The organism is Rhodoluna limnophila (assembly GCF_005845365.1).
Classification (GTDB): Bacteria; Actinomycetota; Actinomycetes; order Actinomycetales; family Microbacteriaceae; genus Rhodoluna; species Rhodoluna limnophila.
Genome location: NZ_CP040509.1, coordinates 1,359,753 through 1,379,416, shown reverse-complemented (window position 1 = coordinate 1,379,416; position 19,664 = coordinate 1,359,753). Strand labels below are relative to the sequence as shown.

Genomic DNA, 19,664 nt, shown 5'->3' with positions numbered 1-19,664 from the left:
ACAGATTGGGGGCTTTCGGCCCTTTGATTCGACTATTCGCTGATGCTGGACCGATGGATTCGATTGACCAGGCCCTACTCGCTGTTCTTACCCAGATAAATTTCGCTGCTCCAAACCCTCTGCTTTGGCGAGGTAGTGCCGCGACGGCACTGGCGGGTTCCGTCGAGAGATTGGCTCTAGACATCCTTTCAATTCGATCGCGGTTAAGTTCGTGGGCGATGTAACCGCCTTCGGCGGCGAACCACAAATTATTGCCACCCTGCTCGAGATAGAGCGGGTTCAGGCCTGCCTGGGATCTGCGTATTCCTTGCTGCAGCAGCAACTTGAACTCCCCGATTTTTTCCAATTGCCCCTCAAGCGCATTGGCTTGGCCCTTGAGATTGGTCCGGTTCTGGAGCGTTTGGAGTTTTTGCAGCAGGCCTGCGCTGTTGCTGCGCAGCAGTACTTTGACGGCGAAGTTCAAACTGCCTCAGCTTTTGAAGACCTAGATTTTGCAGCTATTCCGGCGATTGCCGGCGTATTTGCGGCAACTTCGGGGCAGTGGGCGCCTTATCGAGATTCCCAAATCAAAGTTGAACCAACTGGTTTGGCAGCACCGGTGCAGTCGGCCAACAGTTTGGCGGCGCTGCTTACCCGACTCGAACGAACCGCCTCGGCCGGTGAACCGATGGTCAGAATTGAAAAATATTCGAGCGCCTTCGGCGCTGCGGGGCCGGGCACAGCCGGCAACTGGAGCTCGCCGGGCAATTTTCAGGCAGGCAACCACTACATTGTTTACATTCCGGGCACCCAAGCTTGGTCACCTATTGCAGGCGAAAACCCGCTCGATTTGACCTCAAACCTGCAAGCAATGGCCGGGCCATCCAAGGCATCCAGTGAGGCCGCGGTCCAGAGGGCAATCGTCAACGCGGGTGTAACCAAGCGTGACCGGGTGCTGCTGGTCGGTCATTCGCAGGGCGGGATGGTTGCGGCCAACCTAGCTAGCCAGCCTCAAAATTACAAAGTTGCCGGTTTGGTGACCATCGGCTCTCCGATAAGCCAGCTGAACCAGGACATCAGGGTGCCAACCATCTCACTGCAGCACACCAACGATCTGGTTCCAAAGCTAGACCTCGCACAAAATGCGCTTGGCAAAGACTGGGTCACGGTTGAACGTGAGGCGCCGGTGAGCAGCAGCAATTCAAAACCGGCTGTGCTTCAGGCTCACGAACTCAGTAACTATCGGGGCACCGCACTGCTTGCCGACCAAAGCACTGATGCCGGGCTAGCCCGCATCCGTGAATTAATCACCGATTTTGCCAGCGGCCAAGGGCAGGCTACGAATTACAGGATTTCGAGGTGAGCCCAGACAAAGGCTATGCCTATAGAAGCTTGAGCACCTTGAAAACAGCGCGGCCAAAGAACGAGGCAATGCTCATCACGATTGAGCCAAGGATGGCCCAACCGAGCGAGTCGATGGTCAAGCCATCAGATGAGAACCCATAAATAGTCAGCACGTCGTCGCCGAATAGTTGTGAAAGCCAAGCCACAAATAGCAGCAAGGCACCGTTGATCAAGAACGAAATTAGGCCAAAAGTAAGGATGTAGAGCGGAAGAGCCAGAACTTTTATCACCGGGGCAACGATGGCGCTGACCAGACCGAACACCGCACCGACAAGCAGGAATGACCCTGCGATCGCCCAAAAATCGGTGCCACCATAGGGATTCAGCTTGATTGCAGGGATGCAAAGCGTGACCACCCATAGGGCAATTGCATTAATAACGGTTCCAACTAGAAAACGAATCATGACTAGATTGTGCCACTCAAAGAAGTAAATTAGACGAGATGACTTATCAAGATGCTTCGAACGTACCGATGGTGCAACTTCTTTCACCAGACGGACAGTACGGCGTGCCTGCCCAATACGCGGAATACGGCAAATACATCGATCAGCTCGGCGAGGCTGACTTTCTAAAGTTTTATCGAGACATGGCACGAATGCGCCGTTTCGACAACGAAGCCACTGCCCTGCAGCGCCAAGGCCAGCTAGGCCTCTGGATTCCAGCAATCGGCCAAGAGGCCGCGCAGATTGGTTCGGGCTACGGCGTTGGCCACAACGACCACATCTTCCCTAGCTATCGCGAGCACGGTGTGGCAATCACCCACGGCATCGACCTGATGGCAATTCTCAAGATGCTGCGCGGTGTTAACCACGGCGGCTGGAACCCAGATGAAACTCGGTTCCACCTTTACGCAATTGTTTTGGGTACTCAGGTGCTGCACGCCACCGGCTACGCAATGGGCGTGAAGTTTGACGGCAAGGTCGGCACTGGCAACCGCGATGAAGACTTGGCAGTTATTTCTTACTTCGGAGACGGAGCGACCGCCGAAGGTGATGTTTCGGAGTCATTCCTATTTGCTGCAACCACCCAGGCTCCGATGGTGTTTTTCTGCCAGAACAACCAGTGGGCAATCTCAAGCCCGGTTGACTCGCAGACCACCGTTCCGCTTTACCAGCGCGGTATGGGCTTTGGCGTGCCGGGTGTTCGCATCGATGGCAATGACGTTTTGGCCAGCTACGCGGTGACCAAGAAGCACATGGATGACGCGCGCAACGGTGCCGGCCCATTCATGATCGAGGCACTCACCTACCGCATCGGTGCACACACGACATCAGACGATCCGACCAAGTACCGCTCTGCAGAAGAGGTGGAGTACTGGAAGGCCCGCGACCCGCTGGCCCGTTTCGAGAAGTTCTTGCGCCGCCAGGGTATCGGTGATGATTTCTTCAACGAGTGCGAGGCTGCTGGCGAGGCACTCTCGGCAGAGATTCGCGAAAAGACCTTTGCCCTAGGTGAGCCACCAATCGAGAACATGTTCAAGCACGTTTACAGCGAGAGCCACCCGCTTATCGAGGAGCAACTTGCTTGGCTTGAGGCTTACGAGGCTTCGTTCGGTCAGGGCGGTGCCAACTAATGACTAACTTCGTAGAAATGTCGATTGCCAAGGCAATTAACGCCGGTATTCGCAAGGCAATGGCCGACAACCCAAAGGTTTTGGTTTTCGGTGAAGACGTCGCCCAGCTCGGCGGCGTGTTCCGTGTGACCGAGGGGATCCTTGATGAGTTTGGTCCAAGCCGCATTTTCAACTCGCCTATTGCCGAGTCTGGAATCATCGGAACCGCTATTGGTTTGGCGATGCGCGGCTACTCTCCGGTAGCCGAAATTCAGTTTGACGGCTTCATTTTTCCGGCTTTCAACCAGATCACATCGCAGTTGGCAAAAATGCAGAACCGCTCAGAGGGTTTCACGACCATGCCGGTGGTTATCCGTGTTCCATTCGGTGGCGGTATCGGCGCGGTTGAACACCACTCTGAAAGCCCAGAGGCGTACTTTGCCCACACCGCGGGTCTTCGGGTAATCAGCCCAAGCAACCCAAACGATGCCTACTGGATGATCCAGCAGGCCATCAAGAGCAACGACCCAGTGCTGTTCTTTGAGCCGAAGCGCCGGTACTGGCAAAAGGGCCAGGTCAACCTCGATGAACCACCTGCCGGCATGCACACCGCCAAGGTCTTGCGACCTGGATCCCAGGTGACCGTGGCTGCCTATGGCCCGATGGTTGCCGTTGCCCTTCAGGCAGCTGAAATTGCTGCCAGCGAGGGCACCAGCCTTGAAGTAATCGACATGCGCTCGATGTCACCAATCGACTTTGCCACCATCATCGAGTCGGTCAAGAAGACCGGACGCTTGGTGGTTGCTCATGAAGCCAGCACTTTTGTCTCGATCAGCTCAGAGGTTGCGGCCCGAGTGGCCGAGCTAGCGTTCTATCACCTCGAGGCACCGGTTATCCGGGTGGGCGGATTTGATGTTCCTTACCCATCGGCAAAGCTCGAAGAAAAATTCTTGCCAGACGCCGACCGCATTCTTGAAGCGGTTGACCGCGTTTTGGCCTACTAGGTTCGGCAAAGGATAAAAATGACTCAACTAGCGTTCTTTAACCTGCCAGATGTTGGCGAAGGTTTGACCGAGGCCGAAATTGTGTCTTGGAAGGTCAAGCCGGGCGACACCGTGGCCGTAAACCAGGTAATCGTTGAGATTGAAACTGCCAAGAGCTTGGTTGAGTTGCCTTGCCCATTTGCCGGTGTGGTTGCCGAACTTTTTGCTGCCGAGGGCGACACCGTTGAGGTGGGCAAGCCAATCATCTCGGCTACCGTTGCCGATGGTGCCGTTGGAACAGTGAGTACCAACACCAGCGCGATTCCGATTGTTGATGCCGCAGCCGCAGTTGCCGCTCACGAGGTTATTGCCGATGCTGCCGCGGCTGTTGCCAAAGAGGAAAAGCAGCCAAACCTAGTTGGTTACGGTGCTTCTGGTCACGCTGCCTCTCGCCGTCGCGGACCAGTGGTTCCGGCCGCTGCCAGCGTTGCAGCAGCCAGCGCATCACTGCCACTGATTCCAAACCCAGACACCGCACTGATCAACGTTGCGGCAATTACCGCCGAAGACAAGGTCATTGCCAAGCCACCTATCCGTAAGCTCGCCAAGGACCTAGGCGTTGACATCACCTCAGTAACCCCAACCGGTTTTGCCGGCGAGGTCACTCGTGAAGACGTACTCGGTGGCGCGCAGCAGGCATCGGTGTTTAGAAACCTTTCAACCCCAGAGGCACCGAGCGCCCGCGAAGAGCGCATCCCGGTAAAGGGTGTTCGCAAGGCAATTGCCAACGCGATGGTGTCTTCAGCATTCACCGCCCCACACGTGAGCATTTTTGTTGACGTTGATGCGACCCGCACCATGGAATACGTCAAGCGCCTGAAGGCATCGACCGATTTTGCCGGTGTCAAGGTGACCCCGCTTTTGATTATGGCCAAGGCCATGATTTGGGCAGTTCGTCGCAACCCAATGGTCAACTCGACCTGGACCGATGAAGAAATCATCGTGCACAACTTTGTGAACTTCGGTATCGCTGCGGCAACCCCGCGCGGTTTGATCGTGCCGAACATCAAAGACGCCGACAAAATGTCGATGCTTGAGCTGGCCAAGGCAATTGAAAACCTGGCCGCGGTTGCTCGCGAGGGCAAGACCACCCCGGCTGACATGAAAGACGGAACCATCACCATTACCAACATCGGTGTATTTGGTGTTGACACCGGAACCCCGATTTTGAACCCGGGTGAGGTTGGAATTGTGGCTCTTGGCTCGATCAGGCCTAAGCCTTGGGTGGTCAACAATGAGATTCAGGTTCGCCAGGTAACCACCATCGGCGCAACTTTTGACCACCGAGTCGTTGACGGTGACGTTGCCTCGCGCTTTGTTCAGGACGTTGCTTCGGTGATCGAAGAGCCTGCGCTGCTGCTCGACTAGCTTCCAATCCAGACCTAACTAGCGGGGGTTGAATTCTGCCTGACTATCAAACTGGATTTCAAGTTTTGAGCCTCCTTCTGGCTGGGCAGTTAAGGACCAATTACCACCGCTAACTATTTCGAACAGGGCGCTACCTAATCCGAATTTTCCAGCCCTGGGGCCCACTCCGTTGTCGATAACTGAGATGGAGACGCGGTTTTTTGGCGTGGAATCAAGTTCCACCACGACTGAGTCGGCAAGGCCGTGCCGCACAGCGTTTGCTACTGCCTCCTCAAGTAATTCCAGCAGCAGGTTCGTATTCAGGTCGGGGACTTCGGAGATGATTGAGAAATTATTAAACGAAATAGCCGCAAAACCTCTCCAGCGATGAGTAATTTCCTGCATACCCTGTGAGAAAGGCACACCTTGACTGAGTTGATTGGCGCCAATCCGGATTGGTGTGTCCAGGAGCTTAATTAGCGAATCAATTTCAACTTGCAATTCATGCTTAGAGACAGAGCCAGACTCAAGCCTCAGCGAAGCTGAAAGCAGACTATTTTGAACCTGTCCGTGGAGGAGATTGGCAAGGCTTCGGTTCTTGAAGCGATCGGCAGCGGCCTCGGCCATGCTTTTACGACGGCTAGTGCCAATTGCGGATGTTAGCTGGGCTTGGATTGTGTTGTGTGCCTGATTCGCTGCACTAAAAACACCAAAAATAAACCTCAGCTCCAGGAGCCAAATCAGCAAGGCAATGGTTGAGTCAAAGTTTGATTGGTCGAGGCTTGAGCCAAAAATAGTGCTGTTTATCAAATTGATTAGCAACACCGCAAGTGACATCCAAACCACCTCGGTGAAAACTCTGAATGGAAGGTGTTTTGGTTTGAACCACACGGAGATTAGCTCAATCGCTCCCAAAATGGCCGTTCCGATAATCGACCGAAAAAACGACTCAGTGAGCGAGAACTCAAGCTGGTGCCCAACTAGCAGAACTATGAAAAACACGGCCAGATAAGGCGCCGTTGGTTTTGGTTTTGCTGCCAAGGCGAGTTTCGCCAAAGTGACTAGCGAGAAGTCGTTCCTCGCGCGCGACTCGATTTCCCAAAGCTTGTGGCTGAGTGGCCGCACGATGTCATCGGCAAGCTCACGAATTGCAATTGGTAATTTGGACCGCATTTCGAAGGGATACTCAGCGAGCGAAACCGTTTGCCGTAAAGACTCGAGGTGCTCCCGCAGTTCTGCCAGCGACGAGCCGGTTTTGCCCTTATTTGATGCAGCGTTGGCTTCACCCAGGTCTGCTTGAATATCCTGGGCGATCAGCAAATCGAGATCGCGCTGATACTGCCTGCGACGGTATTCGACAAACGCTAAAGCAGGAACTGTCAAACCGCTGATCAGGCCAGCAGAAATACCCCTGAGTAAGACTTCCCCGGGGGTGGCAAAATCCAGGTTCACAGCGTTTCCGGCAGCGCCGGTAACAACTCCCTTGACGAAGCCAAGAAAAAATCCAAAAAGGTAAACCCAAACACTTCGGATCGGCTGTATCACGCGATTTTTGAAAACAACCACGCGGAAAAGCAAAAACCAAATGGCAGATCCGGCGAAACCGGCAAGGTGGGCCAGAGCCCAAAGCGTCAGAGTGCTGATTGAATCTTTTGAATTGACCAGACTTATTGATGCCAGGAAGGCCAGTGCTAGCCAAATAATGTAGTGCTGAGGGTTGAGTAGCGTGACCCCACCTATCGCCGGTGATCGCTTAAATGGACTAAACGTCGCCATTCGCGGCTCCACCGGTTGCTTTGAAAAAAACTTTTGCGATGTGAACCCGCTGGTTCTGTTCAGGGTTTGAAACTAAACCAAGCGCTCGAGCCACTCTAGCTACGGCAAGTTCTACAGACTTTTCATTAATGAAGCGTCGCCTTGCTATTTCGCCATTGGTTAGACCTTGGGCCACCAACCGCATGATTTCAATTTGCCCGTTGGTCAGCGACTCAAGCCCGGACGTCGCTGGTCGCTCATTTCGGGAGGCTTTGCCTAAGGCCGCTTCTTGCAGTGCGCGCGTGAGTGTGGCGATGTCCGAAACTGACTTCTTAGTCAGATACTTTGCGTTACTCGGAAGCGACGGCAAATTCTCAGAAAGCAGCCTTGGGTCATCGAAGCTGGTTAAGAAAACTAATCCCACACCCGGTTGCTTGCGCCTAAACGCAAGTGCCAGATCTACCCCGGTCGGGCCTTGCCCGAGGTGCAAATCAATCAGAGCAACGTCCACGCTGCTTACTGCAAACTGGCCTATAGCTGCGGATGCGGATCCAGATTGAAAACTGATGGTAAAGCCCTGCTGGTTTAGCGCAGCAACCAGCGCCATTCGCATGAGTGCGTCGTCCTCAATCACAGCTAATCGAAGGGCCATGTATCTAGTATTGGGCGCAAATTGCTTTTTAACGAGCGCTCTTCGATGGGCTAACCCGTCAAAGTTGGCCCAGTATTGCCGACGGCATGCTCAAGCTGCAGAGCCCAACCTAGCCTTCAGATAAACAATTTTTTCTGAGGATGACCGCCATGCAGTTCTTGCGACCAAAATTTTCACGGAAGTACGTTGCTACACAGCTTTCCCTATTGCTAGTGATTTCGACTTTGGTGTCGATTGCCGCTGTTGGGCAGGCTAACGCCTCGAATCCACCTATCGAACGAGTGTCAGTTGGAGAAGATGTTGCCTGCGCGGTGCTCGATGGCGGCCTTGCCTGTTGGGGGCAAAATGGCAACCTGATACTCGGCACTGACAACTTAACCCAGAGCTCGACGGCGGTCCGAATATTCGCAGCGGGGTCGGGTGTTACCCAGGTGTCAGTTGGTTCAAGATCAGCCTGCGTTGTGATCAAAAGTGGAGTTAAGTGCTGGGGCGAAAACACCTACGGTCTGCTGGGCAATGGTTCGACGCTCGACATGCCGTCGCCGGTGGTTGCAATCCCTGAAGGCTCAGGCGTGACGCAAGTGGCTGTTGGCACCTATTCCTCCTGTGCGGTCGTGCAATCAGGAGTCAGGTGTTGGGGGCGAAACAGCATCGGACAACTTGGAAACGGAACTATCGCAGACAGCTTAGTGCCAGTGGCGGTACTGGCTGCTCCTGCTGCCGAACTTGCGAATATAAGCAAGGTTTCGGTGGGTAATCGACATGCTTGTGCCATGGGAAGTGCCGGGGTCTTTTGTTGGGGGGAAAATAGCAACGGCCAACTAGGTAACGGCACTGACCTTTCGTCTTCCTTTGCCGGCCATGTGCTAGAAGGCGACATAGCAACTGATGTCGCTTCCGCAGGTGATACTTCTTGCTACGCAGTTGCCGGTGCTCTACGTTGCTGGGGTTTTGATTACTTAGATTTTGATGGAGACAGCACTACCAGTTTCGTGTCCGTGCCCTCAACTGTGCTGGGAACAAACGAACGGGTCAGCAATGTGAGCATTGGAGATTCACACATATGTGTCGTGGCGGGGCAGTCGGTTAAGTGTGCCGGCGCTAACTGGGATGGCCAGTTAGGTAACGCCACACGGTTGGATTCCTCAGAATTTGGCTTGGCGGTTGCTGTCGGAGCGACGCAAGTTGATGCTGGCGAAAGTTCTACTTGCGCAGTCGTGTCGAACGAGTTGTGGTGCTGGGGTGCAAATTACGGAGGTGGCCTGGGGAATGGTGAACTAACGCACACCGCTGTTCCACTAGCAAGCCCATTTGGGCAGGAGGTAAGTTCGTTTGCTGCCGGAGATGACTTCTCTTGTGCTGTGGTGAACGGTGGGGTGGAATGTGTTGGCGCTAATTGGCGCGGCCAACTCGGCAACGGAACAAAGATCCACAGCCACCAGCCCGTGTCAGCCATCCCTGAAAATTCAGGTGTGGTTGCAGTTTTCGTTGGCGATTCACATGCCTGTGCAATTGTTGGGGTTGATCGAAACCTCTATTGCTGGGGTGGCAATGATAACGGGCAACTGGGTGACGGCACGGAAAGTGTCACAGTAGATGCCGATGGGAATTTTACGGTCACTGACAACGACCGACTGCGGCCAATTGAGATCACTCAAGCGGGTGAATCGATTGAATCAGTCGCAATGGGCGGTGATCATACTTGCATCTTGAGGCTAGGAGCAGTTGAGTGCTGGGGTGCCAACTACCAAGGGCAACTGGGCTATAACTCATTCTCGAGTTCACTTGTTCCTTTCACAGCTGTAACTAGCGGTGCAACCGCAATTGATGCCACCTTCACTTCAACTTGCGCATTGCTCGAGGAGGCGGGTGTACAAAAAATTAAGTGCTGGGGCAGCAACTGGTCGGGTGGTTTGGGTCTCAACCCAGAGTTGAATGACCAAAATCGCTTATGGGTGCCAACCCAAACCTATGCCGCTGCAGCTGGCGAGACAATCTCGAGTTTCTCAATGGGCACTGACCACTTCTGCATGCTGATTGGCGGCGGGGTCAAATGCGCCGGAGCTAATTACAGCGGGCAACTCGGCAACAATTCAACAAATAACAGTTACGAGCCGGTAATCGCCATCGCCGAGGGCTCAGGAGTTACGGCCATAACCGCTGGCACAGACCTAACGTGTGCAGTTGCAGCTGGAATTGTGAAATGCTGGGGGGCCAATACCCACGGCCAAGTTGGCGGTAATTTTATGGGTCGAAATTCAACCTACTCAACACCTCAGTCTGTGAGCATAAGCGCTGGGCCTGTCGCATCGATCGATGCCTACAGCAGCCATGTTTGCGCAGCAGTCGAATCAGGCCAGTATTGCTGGGGTGAAAATCTAGCTGGTGCATTGGGGGCGGTACGAACCCCTTCTAGCTCAGTGCCAGTTTTGGCCAGCACCGTAACTGTTGCCAGAGTTGCACCAGATAACCCATCAACCGATCAAGAGGAGCAAGATGGTGGCGGAACTGGGGGCAGCGGAAACAGTGGCGGTGGCTCAAGTGGCGGTGGCACGGGAACAGAGCAAACCAATGGCGCGGCACCACAACTGGTGATTAGCAAACTGCACCTAAGCACCACGTCACAGCGCCTGCTTTTTTCGGGCACCAACCTGCAAAACGTTCAAAGCATAAGAGTTGGCGGGCTTGACGCCAAGATCCTGTTTGCAGCCGAGACTGAGATTTTGCTCGAAATTCCGGCAGGTCTTGCCGGCAAACCGACTTTGGAAATTACCTCTAGCGTCGGTACTCAAACCATCGAGGGTGCGTTTCAGGTAGTGAAGCCATACGCAGCCAGAACCGTGAGGGTTAGCTCGTTCACAAGTAACGGCCCATCGACAAAATCAAAGCAAGCGATCACGGCCATGTGGAAGCGAGATGTTTCGGTAAACCAGGTTTCTTGCACTGTGATGGTTCCAAACAAGAGCACGCTTGCTGCCAAAAAGGTGGCGCTATCTAAGGCCAGCGCAACGTGCCAGGCAGCCGCGGGGCTGTCAAACAGGTTTGCAGGGTTTGCTGTTGCTGTGAAATCCGCAGCAGTTAAAAAACCGCACGTTAATGTGACGTTCAATCGGACCACGCCGGTTGCTGTTCCAGAGGGATGAGCGACCCGAGGCAAGACTTGCTGGTATTGACAATCATTATCAATAAGCCTTAGCCTTTGACCATGAAGAACTTCATGGTCAAGTCAGTGGCGGCACTCTCGGTCGTTGCGCTCATCGCAATTGCCCTTGGGCTCAGCGGATGCGCGCAGGCACCTAAAGAGTGGTCGGCCGGCAACGGTGAGATCAAGATTGTTGCCAGCACCAACATCTGGGCCAGTATTTCGGTCGAGGCCCTGGGCAAGGATGTGGCCACCGCCCACGCTCTGATTTACAACATCAATCAAGACCCACATTCTTTTGAAGCATCAGCCCGCGACCAGCTGGTGATTAACCAAGCCGACATCGTTGTGATGAATGGTGGCGGGTACGACGACTTTATGACCACCTTGGTTGCTGCGGCCGAAAACAAACCAACGCTGATCAACGCGGTTGATATTGTTGGTACCCGCGATGACGGCAACGAGCACGTCTGGCTTGACATTGACCGAGTTCGTGCATTTGGCGAGACGCTGAGTGCTCAGGTGGTGGCCGACTACCCTGACCTAACTGAAAAACTGGCAGCCAACCTTGCTACTTTCAATGCCAACATCGATGACCTGTCGGCTGACCAAGCTGAACTAAAAGCAAAAGCAAATGGCGCCCAGGTTATTCAGACCGAGGCCCTTGTGTCATACCTGCTTGAAGACACCGGTTTTGTAGACGCCACCCCAACCGAGATGTCTGAAGCGGTGGAAGAGGAACGCGACATTCCACCACTGGCTATGCAACAGGTTCAGCAGCTGATTGATGCCGGCAAAATCAGCGCGATTTTGTCACCATTCGGCGGCTATGACTCGAGCTCACCGGAGTGGACCGGAAACGTGGCGACCCTAGGCTTCTACGAGATTTTGTCGATGGACCCAGACACCTACGAGCAGTACGACAAGTCCTATTTTGACTACGTAAACAGCTGCATACGAACCCTAGAAGTAGGTCTCGAGTAATGGCCATGGCTCCAGTACTGGAGATTCAAAACGCAACCTTTGAAGTTTCGGGTGAACAGGGTGAAGCCCGCACGCTGTGGAGCAATCTCTCGCTCGAGGTAAAACCTCAGGAGTTCATCGCAGTTATTGGTGCCAATGGGTCGGGCAAGACCTCACTGCTCAAGGCAATTTTGGGCCAGGAGCCACTCGTGGCCGGCTCGATCGAAATCAACGGAAAGCTAATTCACCGAGGCAACCGTCAGGTCGGATACATTCCGCAGCACCGAGTGCTTGATGCCGGTACTCCCCTGCGTGCCCGAGATGTCTTGCGCCTGGGTCTAGACGGCCACCGATTTGGGCTCCCGCTGCCTAGCCGCAAGGCCAAGGCACGTGTTGAGCACATACTGGGTTGCATCGATGGTTTTGAGCTAGCCAAGAAGCCGATCGGTGAGCTTTCGGGCGGAGAGCTACAGCGCCTGCGCGTTGGCCAGGCGGTGATTGGCGAGCCAGACCTGATTTTGGCCGACGAGCCACTGAGCGCTCTAGACCTGCACCAGCAAAAGACTATTGCCGAACTGCTTGATCGTGAACGCCGTGAACATGATGCGGCCGTGCTGTTTGTGACTCACGACGTGAACCCAATTTTGTCGATGGTTGATCGAGTGCTTTACCTGGCCAATGGCAAGTTCCGAATCGGTACTCCAGATGAGGTTCTGACCAGTGAGGTTTTGAGTGAGCTTTATGGCACGCCGGTTGATGTTCTGCGCAACCAAGGCCGAATTGTTGTGGTTGGCACACAAGATCACGACCACCACCCAGATGAGGTGTGGAACTAATGGTGCTTTTTGACTTCTCAAACTACGACCAGCTGTTGCCGCTGGTTACTAACTCACTGATTGCCGGCGCATTGCTGGCCTTAGTCGGCGGGCTAATCGGTATTTTTGTGATGAACCGCGACATGTCTTTTGCGGTTCATGGAATCAGCGAACTGAGCTTTGCCGGTGCTGCTTTTGCCCTACTGGCTGGCGTAAACGTGGTGTTCGGAAGCGTGATTGGTTCGATCGCTGCCGCCCTAATCATCGGGGCACTTGGCGCCAAAGCCAAAGAGCGCAATTCAATCGTTGCGGTGCTAATGCCGGCCGGACTTGGCCTGGGTATCTTGGCACTGGCACTTTATGAGGGCCGAGCCGCCAACAAATTTGGCCTACTCACCGGTCAGATTGTTGCGATTGATGACCCACAGCTAGCCTGGCTGGCCGGCATCTGCCTGGTGGTCCTGATTACCCTCGCGCTGGTTTGGCGCCCGCTCAACTTTGCCAGCCTTGACCCAGATGTCGCTGCCGCTCGAGGCGTGCCAACCAGAACCCTATCCGTGGTCTTCATGCTCTTGCTTGGCCTTGCGGTTGCCGCCAGCGTTCAGGTAGTTGGTGCGCTGTTGGTGCTCAGCCTGCTGGTAACCCCAGCCGCAGCAGCGCTTAGGCTCACTGCCTCGCCGGTTTTGGCACCGATGCTCTCAGTGGTTTTTGCCGTCACCAGCGTGATTGGCGGAATCCTCTTGGCCCTAGGAGCGGGTCTACCAATTAGCCCTTATGTGACCACGATCTCGTTCTTGATTTACGCAGTTGCTCGAGTAATTGAGCGGATCAAAAAATGAAAAATATCGAAGCGGCTGACGCCGCTAAGGCGCCGGGCAAGCCGGCCAAACGGAACACGCCCCAAAAAGATGCGGTCCGCCACGCCCTCGGTGAGGCAATTGGCTTTGTTAGCGCCCAACAGCTGCACCAGATTCTGAAAAATCACGGATCTACTATTGGCTTGGCCACGGTTTATCGAGCGCTTGCCGACTTAGCGGCCAGCGGAGACGCCGACTCTCTGCAGAGCAAAGAGGGCGAGGTGCTCTACCGCGCCTGCACTACCGAACACCACCACCACCTGATTTGCCGCAAGTGTGGACTGACCGTTGAGATTGAAGCACACCGCGTCGAAGCCTGGGCAGACCAGGTAGCCACCGAACACGGATTCACTAATCCGAGCCACACAATTGACATTTTTGGCGTCTGCAAAGACTGCCAAGCCTAATTTTTTGCGCTTAACGGCGTGTCAATCCTAGAAATTAAGTCGTGGGACTTGCTTAAGGGGTTCAGGTTCGCCTAAACTTGAGCAGTTGCCTAGATAACGTCTAGTTGCAGCCACAATTTTTGTACACAAGCCTTTGCCTTTACCGGCCAGCCCCAATCGGTGCTGAAGGGCTTGCCCTTGAAGGAGAAGAAATGGCAGCTTATTGCCAGGTCACCGAGAAAGCGCCGCAGTTTGGCCACCACGTCTCGCACGCCCAGAACAAGACCAAGCGTCGCTTCAACCCAAACATCCAGAAGAAGACTTACTTCGTTCCTTCAATGAAGCGCAACGTAACTCTTCAGGTGAGCGCTCGCGGCATCAAGGTAATTGACGTGCGCGGTATCGAGGCTGTTGTAGCCGAGATTCTTGCGCGTGGCGAGAAGATCTAAGGAGTAAGCACATGGCTAAGAAGGACAAGGACATCCGTCCTATCATCAAGCTTCGTTCGACTGCAGGCACTGGTTACACCTACGTAACCAAGAAGAACCGTCGCAACGACCCAGACCGTATCGTTCTGAAGAAGTACGACCCAGTTGTGCGTCAGCACGTTGAATTCCGCGAGGAGCGCTAAGAATGGCTAAGAAGAGCAAGATCGCTAAGAACGAGCAGCGCAAAGTAATCGTTGAGCGTTACGCAGAGAAGCGCCTAGCACTGAAGAAGGCTTTGGTTGACCCTAACTCAACCGACGCACAGCGCGAAGAGGCACGTCTAGGCCTACAGAAGCTTCCACGCAACGCTTCACCGGTACGTCTACGTAACCGTGACGCGATCGATGGTCGCCCACGTGGTGTTCTAGCTAAGTTCGGTGTGTCACGTGTTCGCTTCCGCGACATGGCTCACAAGGGCGAGCTTCCAGGCATCACCAAGTCTTCTTGGTAAGCACTCGGTAGGTTAAGCCTCGCCAAATTTGCTTCGGTAAATTACAAGTTTTAAACAGAAACCCACTGTTCTTAGATGAACGGTGGGTTTCTTTTTATACGTGGATGTCCGTATATGCCAGTAAATACGCGGAAAACTCATAAAAAATTCACAAGCAACACGCCGAGCCAGATGAATGACAAGTTTTTACAGGGCAGTAGCGTTATCCCTGACAGTACGTCAAACGTCTAAATGTCCAGGAGGACCAAATGTCTCTAAACAAGAGCGAACTAGTAGCAGCAGTTGCTGCAAGCACCGGCGAGTCACAGGCTGCTGTTAACCGTGTTGTTGACGCAGTATTCGAGACCATTGCAAAGACCGTTGCTGACGGCGGCAAGGTTACCATCCCAGGCTGGCTATCAGTAGAGAAGGGCCACCGTGCAGCTCGCACCGGTCGCAACCCTCAGACTGGTGCAACCATCCAGATCGCAGCTGCAAACACCGTTAAGGTTTCAGCTGGTTCAAAGCTAAAGGCTGCAGTTAAGTAAGTCTTAGAAACACTTCGAAAGGCGCTCACGAAAGTGGGCGCCTTTTGGCTTAACCAGCAGATGGCCCTTAGCTGGGGCGAGGGTTAGGGCGTAGCCTAGAACCATGAGCGATAAAGCCAAAGGCAACCTCTTAGTCATTGGGCAGTTTGGTCTGCTCATCGGCATTGTCATGATGGGCATCGATGAACCCGTTGAGCTCTGGGCCTACATCGGTGGGGTTTTGTTTATTGCCCCGGGAATTTTGATTTTGTTCTTCGCTCTGCGAGACCTAGGTGCCTCGCTGACCGCCAACCCGGTGCCAAAAGAAAAAGGCAAGCTGGTGACCACTGGTCTGTACCAAACCATTCGCCACCCTATCTATACCGGCCTGCTACTAGCCAGCTTTGGTTCTGTGGTGCAGTCAATGGCGTTTGTGAAGCTGGTTTTCTGGTTGCTGCTAGTGGCTCTGATTACCTACAAGGCAATCTGGGAGGAATCTCTGCTGGAGAAGAAGTACCAAGGTTATGCCGAGTACAAGAAGCAGACCGGCCGCTTTCTGCCCAAGCGTAAAAAGTAAGCCTGCCGTAGGCTTAAGCAGTGAGTTCTCCCACCAACACCCAATCAGTTCAGCGCGCCTCTCTGGCTAGCGCTGCACTTATCGGTGCTGGTTTGATTGCTGTGGTTGCCGGCCTGTTGATTGGTGGCGGCGCGGCCGCGCAGGCTCTGGCCGACCCGGGTGAAGTGGTTCGATGGGGCCTACCGGTTGCCAAACTGGTTATGAACTTCTCGATGGCCATTGCCATTGGCACACTGATTTTTGCCGCATTCAGCCTGAGCCAAGCAAACCCACTACTGGCCAGGGCTCAGGTTATCTCGAGCATTGCGGCCGCAGTTTGGGCCGTGGCCGGTGCGGTCAACTTTCTATTCACCTATTTGTCGGTCGCCGGCGTTGGTGTCTCAACCAGCGAGAGCTTTAGTAACAGCCTTTGGCTATTTGCCACCGAAATTGAACTTGGGCAGATGTTGGCCCTAAACCTCGTGGCCGCAGTAATCCTGAACACCCTGACGATTTCGATTAGAAACCTAACCGCCACCGCGATGCTGGCCGCGCTTGGTCTGGCCTCACTTATTCCACTGGCGCTGATCGGCCACGCCGCCGGAAGCGAAAACCACGGAATGGCGGTCAACTCGATCGGCATCCACCTGGTTGCCGTAACCATCTGGGTTGGCGGGCTGTTTGCACTGTTTGTGGTGCGCGGCCGCGATGCCGCCGAGGCATCGGTGCTTACCAAGCGCTACTCAAGTTTGGCTCTGCTGGCTTTTGTTCTGGTGGCCGTCTCTGGTTTGGGTTCTGCCTGGGTGCGCATTCCAGATCTGGCCTCACTAAACTCCCCTTACGGCCACCTGCTGCTGCTGAAGGTTGTGACCCTGGCAATTCTTGGTGTGGTTGGCGCCCTTTACCGCCGCAACCTGATTGCCCGCATATCCGAGGGCGCAAACAAGGCCAAGGCGTTTTGGTCTTTGGTGGCGGTTGAGTTTGGCATCATGGGTGCGGCCATCGGCTTGGCCACTGCCCTGGCCCGAACCGCATCACCTAAAGACGGTGAGCTCATCGGTGAAGTAACCCCGGCCCAGATTCTTACCGGTTCACCATTGCCACCAGAACTCACCCCGATCAGACTGCTGACCGAGTGGAAACTGGACCTGGTTTGGCTGATTATCGGTGTGGGTGCAATTTGGATGTACCTTGCCGGCGTGCGCCGCTTGGCTAAGCGCGGCGATAAGTGGCCAATTGGCCGCACGGTGTCTTGGATTGCCGGAATGCTGGTGTTGATTTACACCACCAGCGGAGCCCTAAATGCCTACCAAGAGTATCTATTCAGCATGCACATGATTGGCCACATGATTTTGGCCATGGGCATTCCGGTGCTTTTGGTGCCTGGCGCTCCGGTAACCCTATTGATGCGCGCAGCCGAAAAGCGCCAAGATGGCTCTCGAGGAATGCGCGAGTGGGTACTTTGGGCGGTTCACACCAAGTACGCGCAATTTGTTGCGCACCCGATTGTGGCAGCGATTTTGTTTGCCAGCTCGCTGGTCACTTTTTACTACACACCTCTATTTGCTTGGGCAACCAACGAGCACCTTGGTCACGAGTGGATGGTGGTTCACTTCTTGATCACGGGTTACCTATTTGCGCAGGCACTCATCGGGGTTGACCCGGGGCCGGTGCGCCTGGCCTACCCGCTGCGCTTGCTGATGCTGATTGGCACCATGGCTTTTCACGCATTCTTTGGTTTATCACTGATGGACGGCTCGGGGCTGCTACTTTCGGACTGGTACGGAGCCATGGGTAGAACCTGGGGCGAGACCCCGCTCGAGGACCAGCACACCGGTGGTGCGATTGCCTGGGGTATTGGTGAGCTGCCGACTGCGGCACTGACGATTATTGTCTCGGTGCAGTGGTTCAAGGCTGACGGGCGTGAGGCTAAGCGTCTTGACCGCGCCAGCGACCGAACCGGCAACCAAGACGTGGAGGCATATAACCAGATGCTGGCCAAGCTAAACGCACGAAAGGAGGAGCGCTAATGGAACAGGTTGTACTCTCGGCCGAGCAGCGCCACCTCTTTGAGTACATCGAAGAGTCTGAAAACAATATCTTTGTCACCGGCCGCGCTGGTACCGGTAAATCAACGCTGCTTAGCTACCTGATTGAAAACACCAAAAAGAAGGTTGCCGTTTGCGCGCCTACCGGGGTGGCTGCACTAAATGTGGGCGGTGTGACGATTCACTCACTGTTTGGGTTTCCGTTTGGAATCTTGGGCACCGAGGACATTGGTCGCCATCTCAGCCGCCGAACTCGCGAGGTGCTGGCCGCTATCGACATGCTTGTCATCGATGAGGTATCGATGGTCAATGCCGACCTGATGGACACCATGAGCCGTGCGATGGGAATTGCCCGCGGCCGCCGAAAGCTACCATTTGGTGGAGCCCAGGTAGTCATGTTTGGCGACCCATACCAACTGGCACCGGTGCCACCGAGCGACCCTCAAGACCGGGCTTACATGGCCGAGAACTACCAGAGCGGCTGGTTCTTTGACGCCCATGTTTGGCGCGAAGACAGCCTTGAGCGCTACGAACTGAGTGAGATTTTCCGCCAGCACGACGAACACTTCAAAGAGATCCTCAACGCTATTCGAGATGGCTCTTGCACTCAAGAGATGCTCGACTACATCAACCAGTGCGGCAACCGGTTCCCACCGCACGATGACGTTATTCGCCTAGCCACCATCAATGCCTCGGTCAATGCGGTTAACAGCACCCGGATGGCCCGCATCGATTCGCCACCAAAGCGGTTTGACGCAGTGTTTAGTGCCGCTGATGAAAAGGCCTTTGGTCGCACCCTCCCGGCCGACCCAGTTCTTGAACTCAAGGTTGGCGCGCAGGTTATGTTCATCAAGAACGACGACTCGAGTACCAAAAAGGGCCCGACCGGTCCAATTAAACGCTGGGTCAACGGAACCATCGGTCATGTGCTTGAGCTACCGAGCTCGGGTGGTGTGATTGTTGAAGCTGACGGTGAGCGCCTTGAAGTTGGCCGATCAACCTGGGAAAAGGTTCGCTACGAAATTGACGAGCAGTTCGACGAAGAGTCGGGCCGGGTCAAAGAGGTATTGATTGCTGTGCCGCTGGCAGAGTTTCAGCAGATTCCGCTTCGGCTTGCCTGGGCGGTAACGGTTCATAAATCGCAGGGCCAAACCTACGACGAGGTTGTTATCGATATGGGTCGCGGCGCCTTTAGCCCGGGCCAAACTTACGTTGCGCTCAGCCGTGTGCGCTCGCTCGAGGGGCTGTATCTAACCCGCGCGATTCGCATGAGTGATGTCATGGTTGATGAAGACGTGCTGCGTTTTATGCAGGGTGTGCGCCAAGCGCCAATCGAAAAGCTCTTTTAGGCCGCTCTGGCTTGGCGTTCGTCGCGAGCCAACTTGAGTTCACGCATTCCCAAGAACAGAGGCACGGTGAAGGCCGCTGCCGTTACAAAAGCCAACGCGATGTAAACCCAGAGGTGCTTCATTTTTTGACGGCGCCCCTCAATGATGATGAACCCCATCGCAGCAAAGCCAACAATCAATAGGTCTAGTGAAAGCACCCAGTCCACATTGCTGGTGAAACCTTCGACTAGGTAGTCTTCGCCGGCCATAACAGCCAAAGCATTGAAGTACCAGGCAGTAATGAGGCCGATACCTGAAAGAATAAAGAAATAGATTGCTGCTGAACGTCGTTTGGTTTCCATAGTGCAATCATCCTGCAGAAGTGAGATTTT

20 protein-coding genes are annotated in these 19,664 nt (G+C 54.4%); 16 read left to right on the top strand and 4 right to left on the bottom strand.

Annotated elements, in window-relative coordinates:
- Positions 1-211 precede the first annotated feature (211 nt).
- Complete coding sequence (locus FFA38_RS06740; RefSeq protein ID WP_138315960.1) at positions 212-1,342, top strand: alpha/beta fold hydrolase; 1,131 nt, start codon at positions 212-214, stop codon at positions 1,340-1,342.
- Positions 1,343-1,361: 19 nt separating this feature from the next.
- Here the strand turns inward: FFA38_RS06740 and FFA38_RS06735 are convergent, their stop codons facing one another.
- Complete coding sequence (locus tag FFA38_RS06735; RefSeq protein WP_138275984.1) at positions 1,362-1,787, bottom strand: phage holin family protein; 426 nt, start codon at positions 1,785-1,787, stop codon at positions 1,362-1,364.
- 38 nt (positions 1,788-1,825) lie between these two features.
- Between FFA38_RS06735 and pdhA the strand changes: the two genes are divergently transcribed.
- Genes pdhA through FFA38_RS06720 form a run of 3 tightly spaced genes read left to right on the top strand, consistent with a single transcriptional unit; the run spans position 1,826 to position 5,346 of the window.
- On the top strand, positions 1,826-2,956 hold the full coding sequence (gene pdhA, locus FFA38_RS06730; protein WP_246030947.1) for a pyruvate dehydrogenase (acetyl-transferring) E1 component subunit alpha: 1,131 nt from the start codon (positions 1,826-1,828) through the stop codon (positions 2,954-2,956).
- Complete coding sequence (locus FFA38_RS06725; RefSeq protein WP_138275983.1) at positions 2,956-3,939, top strand: alpha-ketoacid dehydrogenase subunit beta; 984 nt, start codon at positions 2,956-2,958, stop codon at positions 3,937-3,939. Before pdhA ends, FFA38_RS06725 begins: the two co-directional genes overlap by 1 nt.
- 18 nt (positions 3,940-3,957) lie before the next feature.
- On the top strand, positions 3,958-5,346 hold the full coding sequence (locus FFA38_RS06720; protein WP_138275982.1) for a dihydrolipoamide acetyltransferase family protein: 1,389 nt from the start codon (positions 3,958-3,960) through the stop codon (positions 5,344-5,346).
- An 18-nt stretch (positions 5,347-5,364) separates the two neighbouring features.
- Here FFA38_RS06720 and FFA38_RS06715 read toward each other — a convergent pair whose 3' ends face one another.
- Together FFA38_RS06715 and FFA38_RS06710 are read right to left on the bottom strand one after the other, a co-directional pair.
- On the bottom strand, positions 5,365-7,101 hold the full coding sequence (locus FFA38_RS06715) for a sensor histidine kinase (protein ID WP_138315959.1): 1,737 nt from the start codon (positions 7,099-7,101) through the stop codon (positions 5,365-5,367).
- Positions 7,088-7,732: a response regulator transcription factor gene (locus FFA38_RS06710; RefSeq protein ID WP_138315958.1), complete on the bottom strand. Its 645-nt coding sequence runs from the start codon at positions 7,730-7,732 to the stop codon at positions 7,088-7,090. The genes FFA38_RS06715 and FFA38_RS06710 overlap by 14 nt, the downstream gene beginning before the upstream one ends.
- Positions 7,733-7,881: 149 nt before the next feature.
- Here FFA38_RS06710 and FFA38_RS06705 point away from each other — a divergent pair, with 149 nt between their 5' ends.
- The 12 genes from FFA38_RS06705 (at position 7,882) to FFA38_RS06650 (ending at position 19,293) form a co-directional block, all read left to right on the top strand.
- Positions 7,882-10,875 carry an RCC1 domain-containing protein gene (locus FFA38_RS06705; protein WP_172956030.1) on the top strand — a complete coding sequence of 998 codons (2,994 nt, stop codon included), beginning with the start codon at positions 7,882-7,884 and terminating at the stop codon, positions 10,873-10,875.
- 62 nt (positions 10,876-10,937) lie between these two features.
- The gene (locus FFA38_RS06700) at positions 10,938-11,858 is read left to right on the top strand and encodes a metal ABC transporter substrate-binding protein (RefSeq protein ID WP_138315956.1); all 921 of its coding nucleotides are present in this window, start codon (positions 10,938-10,940) and stop codon (positions 11,856-11,858) included.
- Between the two features lie 5 nt (positions 11,859-11,863).
- Positions 11,864-12,673: a metal ABC transporter ATP-binding protein gene (locus FFA38_RS06695; protein WP_138315955.1), complete on the top strand. Its 810-nt coding sequence runs from the start codon at positions 11,864-11,866 to the stop codon at positions 12,671-12,673.
- Positions 12,673-13,491, top strand: coding sequence for a metal ABC transporter permease (locus FFA38_RS06690; RefSeq protein WP_138315954.1), 819 nt, complete (start codon positions 12,673-12,675; stop codon positions 13,489-13,491). The genes FFA38_RS06695 and FFA38_RS06690 overlap by 1 nt, the downstream gene beginning before the upstream one ends.
- A complete protein-coding gene (locus tag FFA38_RS06685; RefSeq protein ID WP_138275975.1) occupies positions 13,488-13,916 on the top strand; it encodes a Fur family transcriptional regulator in 429 nt (142 codons plus the stop codon). The genes FFA38_RS06690 and FFA38_RS06685 overlap by 4 nt, the downstream gene beginning before the upstream one ends.
- 191 nt (positions 13,917-14,107) lie before the next feature.
- Entirely contained in the window at positions 14,108-14,344 is a 237-nt protein-coding gene (gene rpmB / locus FFA38_RS06680; RefSeq protein ID WP_138275974.1) for a 50S ribosomal protein L28, read from the top strand.
- Between the two features lie 11 nt (positions 14,345-14,355).
- Positions 14,356-14,526, top strand: a complete 171-nt coding sequence (gene rpmG, locus FFA38_RS06675) for a 50S ribosomal protein L33 (protein WP_038503403.1) — start codon at positions 14,356-14,358, stop codon at positions 14,524-14,526.
- Positions 14,527-14,528: 2 nt separating this feature from the next.
- Positions 14,529-14,834, top strand: a complete 306-nt coding sequence (gene rpsN, locus FFA38_RS06670; protein WP_138275973.1) for a 30S ribosomal protein S14 — start codon at positions 14,529-14,531, stop codon at positions 14,832-14,834.
- Positions 14,835-15,082: 248 nt separating this feature from the next.
- Complete coding sequence (locus FFA38_RS06665) at positions 15,083-15,361, top strand: HU family DNA-binding protein (protein WP_138275972.1); 279 nt, start codon at positions 15,083-15,085, stop codon at positions 15,359-15,361.
- Between the two features lie 103 nt (positions 15,362-15,464).
- A complete protein-coding gene (locus tag FFA38_RS06660) occupies positions 15,465-15,917 on the top strand; it encodes a methyltransferase family protein (RefSeq protein WP_138315953.1) in 453 nt (150 codons plus the stop codon).
- Positions 15,918-15,937: 20 nt separating this feature from the next.
- The gene (locus FFA38_RS06655) at positions 15,938-17,926 is read left to right on the top strand and encodes a bifunctional copper resistance protein CopD/cytochrome c oxidase assembly protein (RefSeq protein WP_253786169.1); all 1,989 of its coding nucleotides are present in this window, start codon (positions 15,938-15,940) and stop codon (positions 17,924-17,926) included.
- A complete protein-coding gene (locus FFA38_RS06650; RefSeq protein WP_138315952.1) occupies positions 17,926-19,293 on the top strand; it encodes an ATP-dependent DNA helicase in 1,368 nt (455 codons plus the stop codon). Before FFA38_RS06655 ends, FFA38_RS06650 begins: the two co-directional genes overlap by 1 nt.
- On the opposite strand, the gene FFA38_RS06645 is transcribed toward FFA38_RS06650, so the two are convergent.
- On the bottom strand, positions 19,290-19,634 hold the full coding sequence (locus FFA38_RS06645) for a DUF2834 domain-containing protein (RefSeq protein ID WP_138315951.1): 345 nt from the start codon (positions 19,632-19,634) through the stop codon (positions 19,290-19,292). The genes FFA38_RS06650 and FFA38_RS06645 overlap by 4 nt on opposite strands.
- Positions 19,635-19,664 lie beyond the last annotated feature (30 nt).

What these genes read in the sequence shown, in the direction of transcription:
- FFA38_RS06650 (WP_138315952.1), top strand. Translation starts at nt 17,926, where the DNA reads ATGGAACAGGTTGTACTCTCGGCCGAGCAGCGCCACCTCTTTGAGTAC.
- FFA38_RS06695 (WP_138315955.1), top strand. Translation starts at nt 11,864, where the DNA reads ATGGCTCCAGTACTGGAGATTCAAAACGCAACCTTTGAAGTTTCGGGT.
- FFA38_RS06660 (WP_138315953.1), top strand. Translation starts at nt 15,465, where the DNA reads ATGAGCGATAAAGCCAAAGGCAACCTCTTAGTCATTGGGCAGTTTGGT.
- FFA38_RS06720 (WP_138275982.1), top strand. Translation starts at nt 3,958, where the DNA reads ATGACTCAACTAGCGTTCTTTAACCTGCCAGATGTTGGCGAAGGTTTG.
- FFA38_RS06700 (WP_138315956.1), top strand. Translation starts at nt 10,938, where the DNA reads ATGAAGAACTTCATGGTCAAGTCAGTGGCGGCACTCTCGGTCGTTGCG.
- FFA38_RS06645 (WP_138315951.1), bottom strand. Translation starts at nt 19,634, where the DNA reads ATGGAAACCAAACGACGTTCAGCAGCAATCTATTTCTTTATTCTTTCA.
- FFA38_RS06665 (WP_138275972.1), top strand. Translation starts at nt 15,083, where the DNA reads ATGTCTCTAAACAAGAGCGAACTAGTAGCAGCAGTTGCTGCAAGCACC.
- FFA38_RS06685 (WP_138275975.1), top strand. Translation starts at nt 13,488, where the DNA reads ATGAAAAATATCGAAGCGGCTGACGCCGCTAAGGCGCCGGGCAAGCCG.
- FFA38_RS06705 (WP_172956030.1), top strand. Translation starts at nt 7,882, where the DNA reads ATGCAGTTCTTGCGACCAAAATTTTCACGGAAGTACGTTGCTACACAG.
- FFA38_RS06725 (WP_138275983.1), top strand. Translation starts at nt 2,956, where the DNA reads ATGACTAACTTCGTAGAAATGTCGATTGCCAAGGCAATTAACGCCGGT.
- rpsN (WP_138275973.1), top strand. Translation starts at nt 14,529, where the DNA reads ATGGCTAAGAAGAGCAAGATCGCTAAGAACGAGCAGCGCAAAGTAATC.
- FFA38_RS06715 (WP_138315959.1), bottom strand. Translation starts at nt 7,101, where the DNA reads ATGGCGACGTTTAGTCCATTTAAGCGATCACCGGCGATAGGTGGGGTC.
- FFA38_RS06690 (WP_138315954.1), top strand. Translation starts at nt 12,673, where the DNA reads ATGGTGCTTTTTGACTTCTCAAACTACGACCAGCTGTTGCCGCTGGTT.
- pdhA (WP_246030947.1), top strand. Translation starts at nt 1,826, where the DNA reads ATGACTTATCAAGATGCTTCGAACGTACCGATGGTGCAACTTCTTTCA.
- FFA38_RS06710 (WP_138315958.1), bottom strand. Translation starts at nt 7,732, where the DNA reads ATGGCCCTTCGATTAGCTGTGATTGAGGACGACGCACTCATGCGAATG.
- rpmB (WP_138275974.1), top strand. Translation starts at nt 14,108, where the DNA reads ATGGCAGCTTATTGCCAGGTCACCGAGAAAGCGCCGCAGTTTGGCCAC.
- FFA38_RS06735 (WP_138275984.1), bottom strand. Translation starts at nt 1,787, where the DNA reads ATGATTCGTTTTCTAGTTGGAACCGTTATTAATGCAATTGCCCTATGG.
- rpmG (WP_038503403.1), top strand. Translation starts at nt 14,356, where the DNA reads ATGGCTAAGAAGGACAAGGACATCCGTCCTATCATCAAGCTTCGTTCG.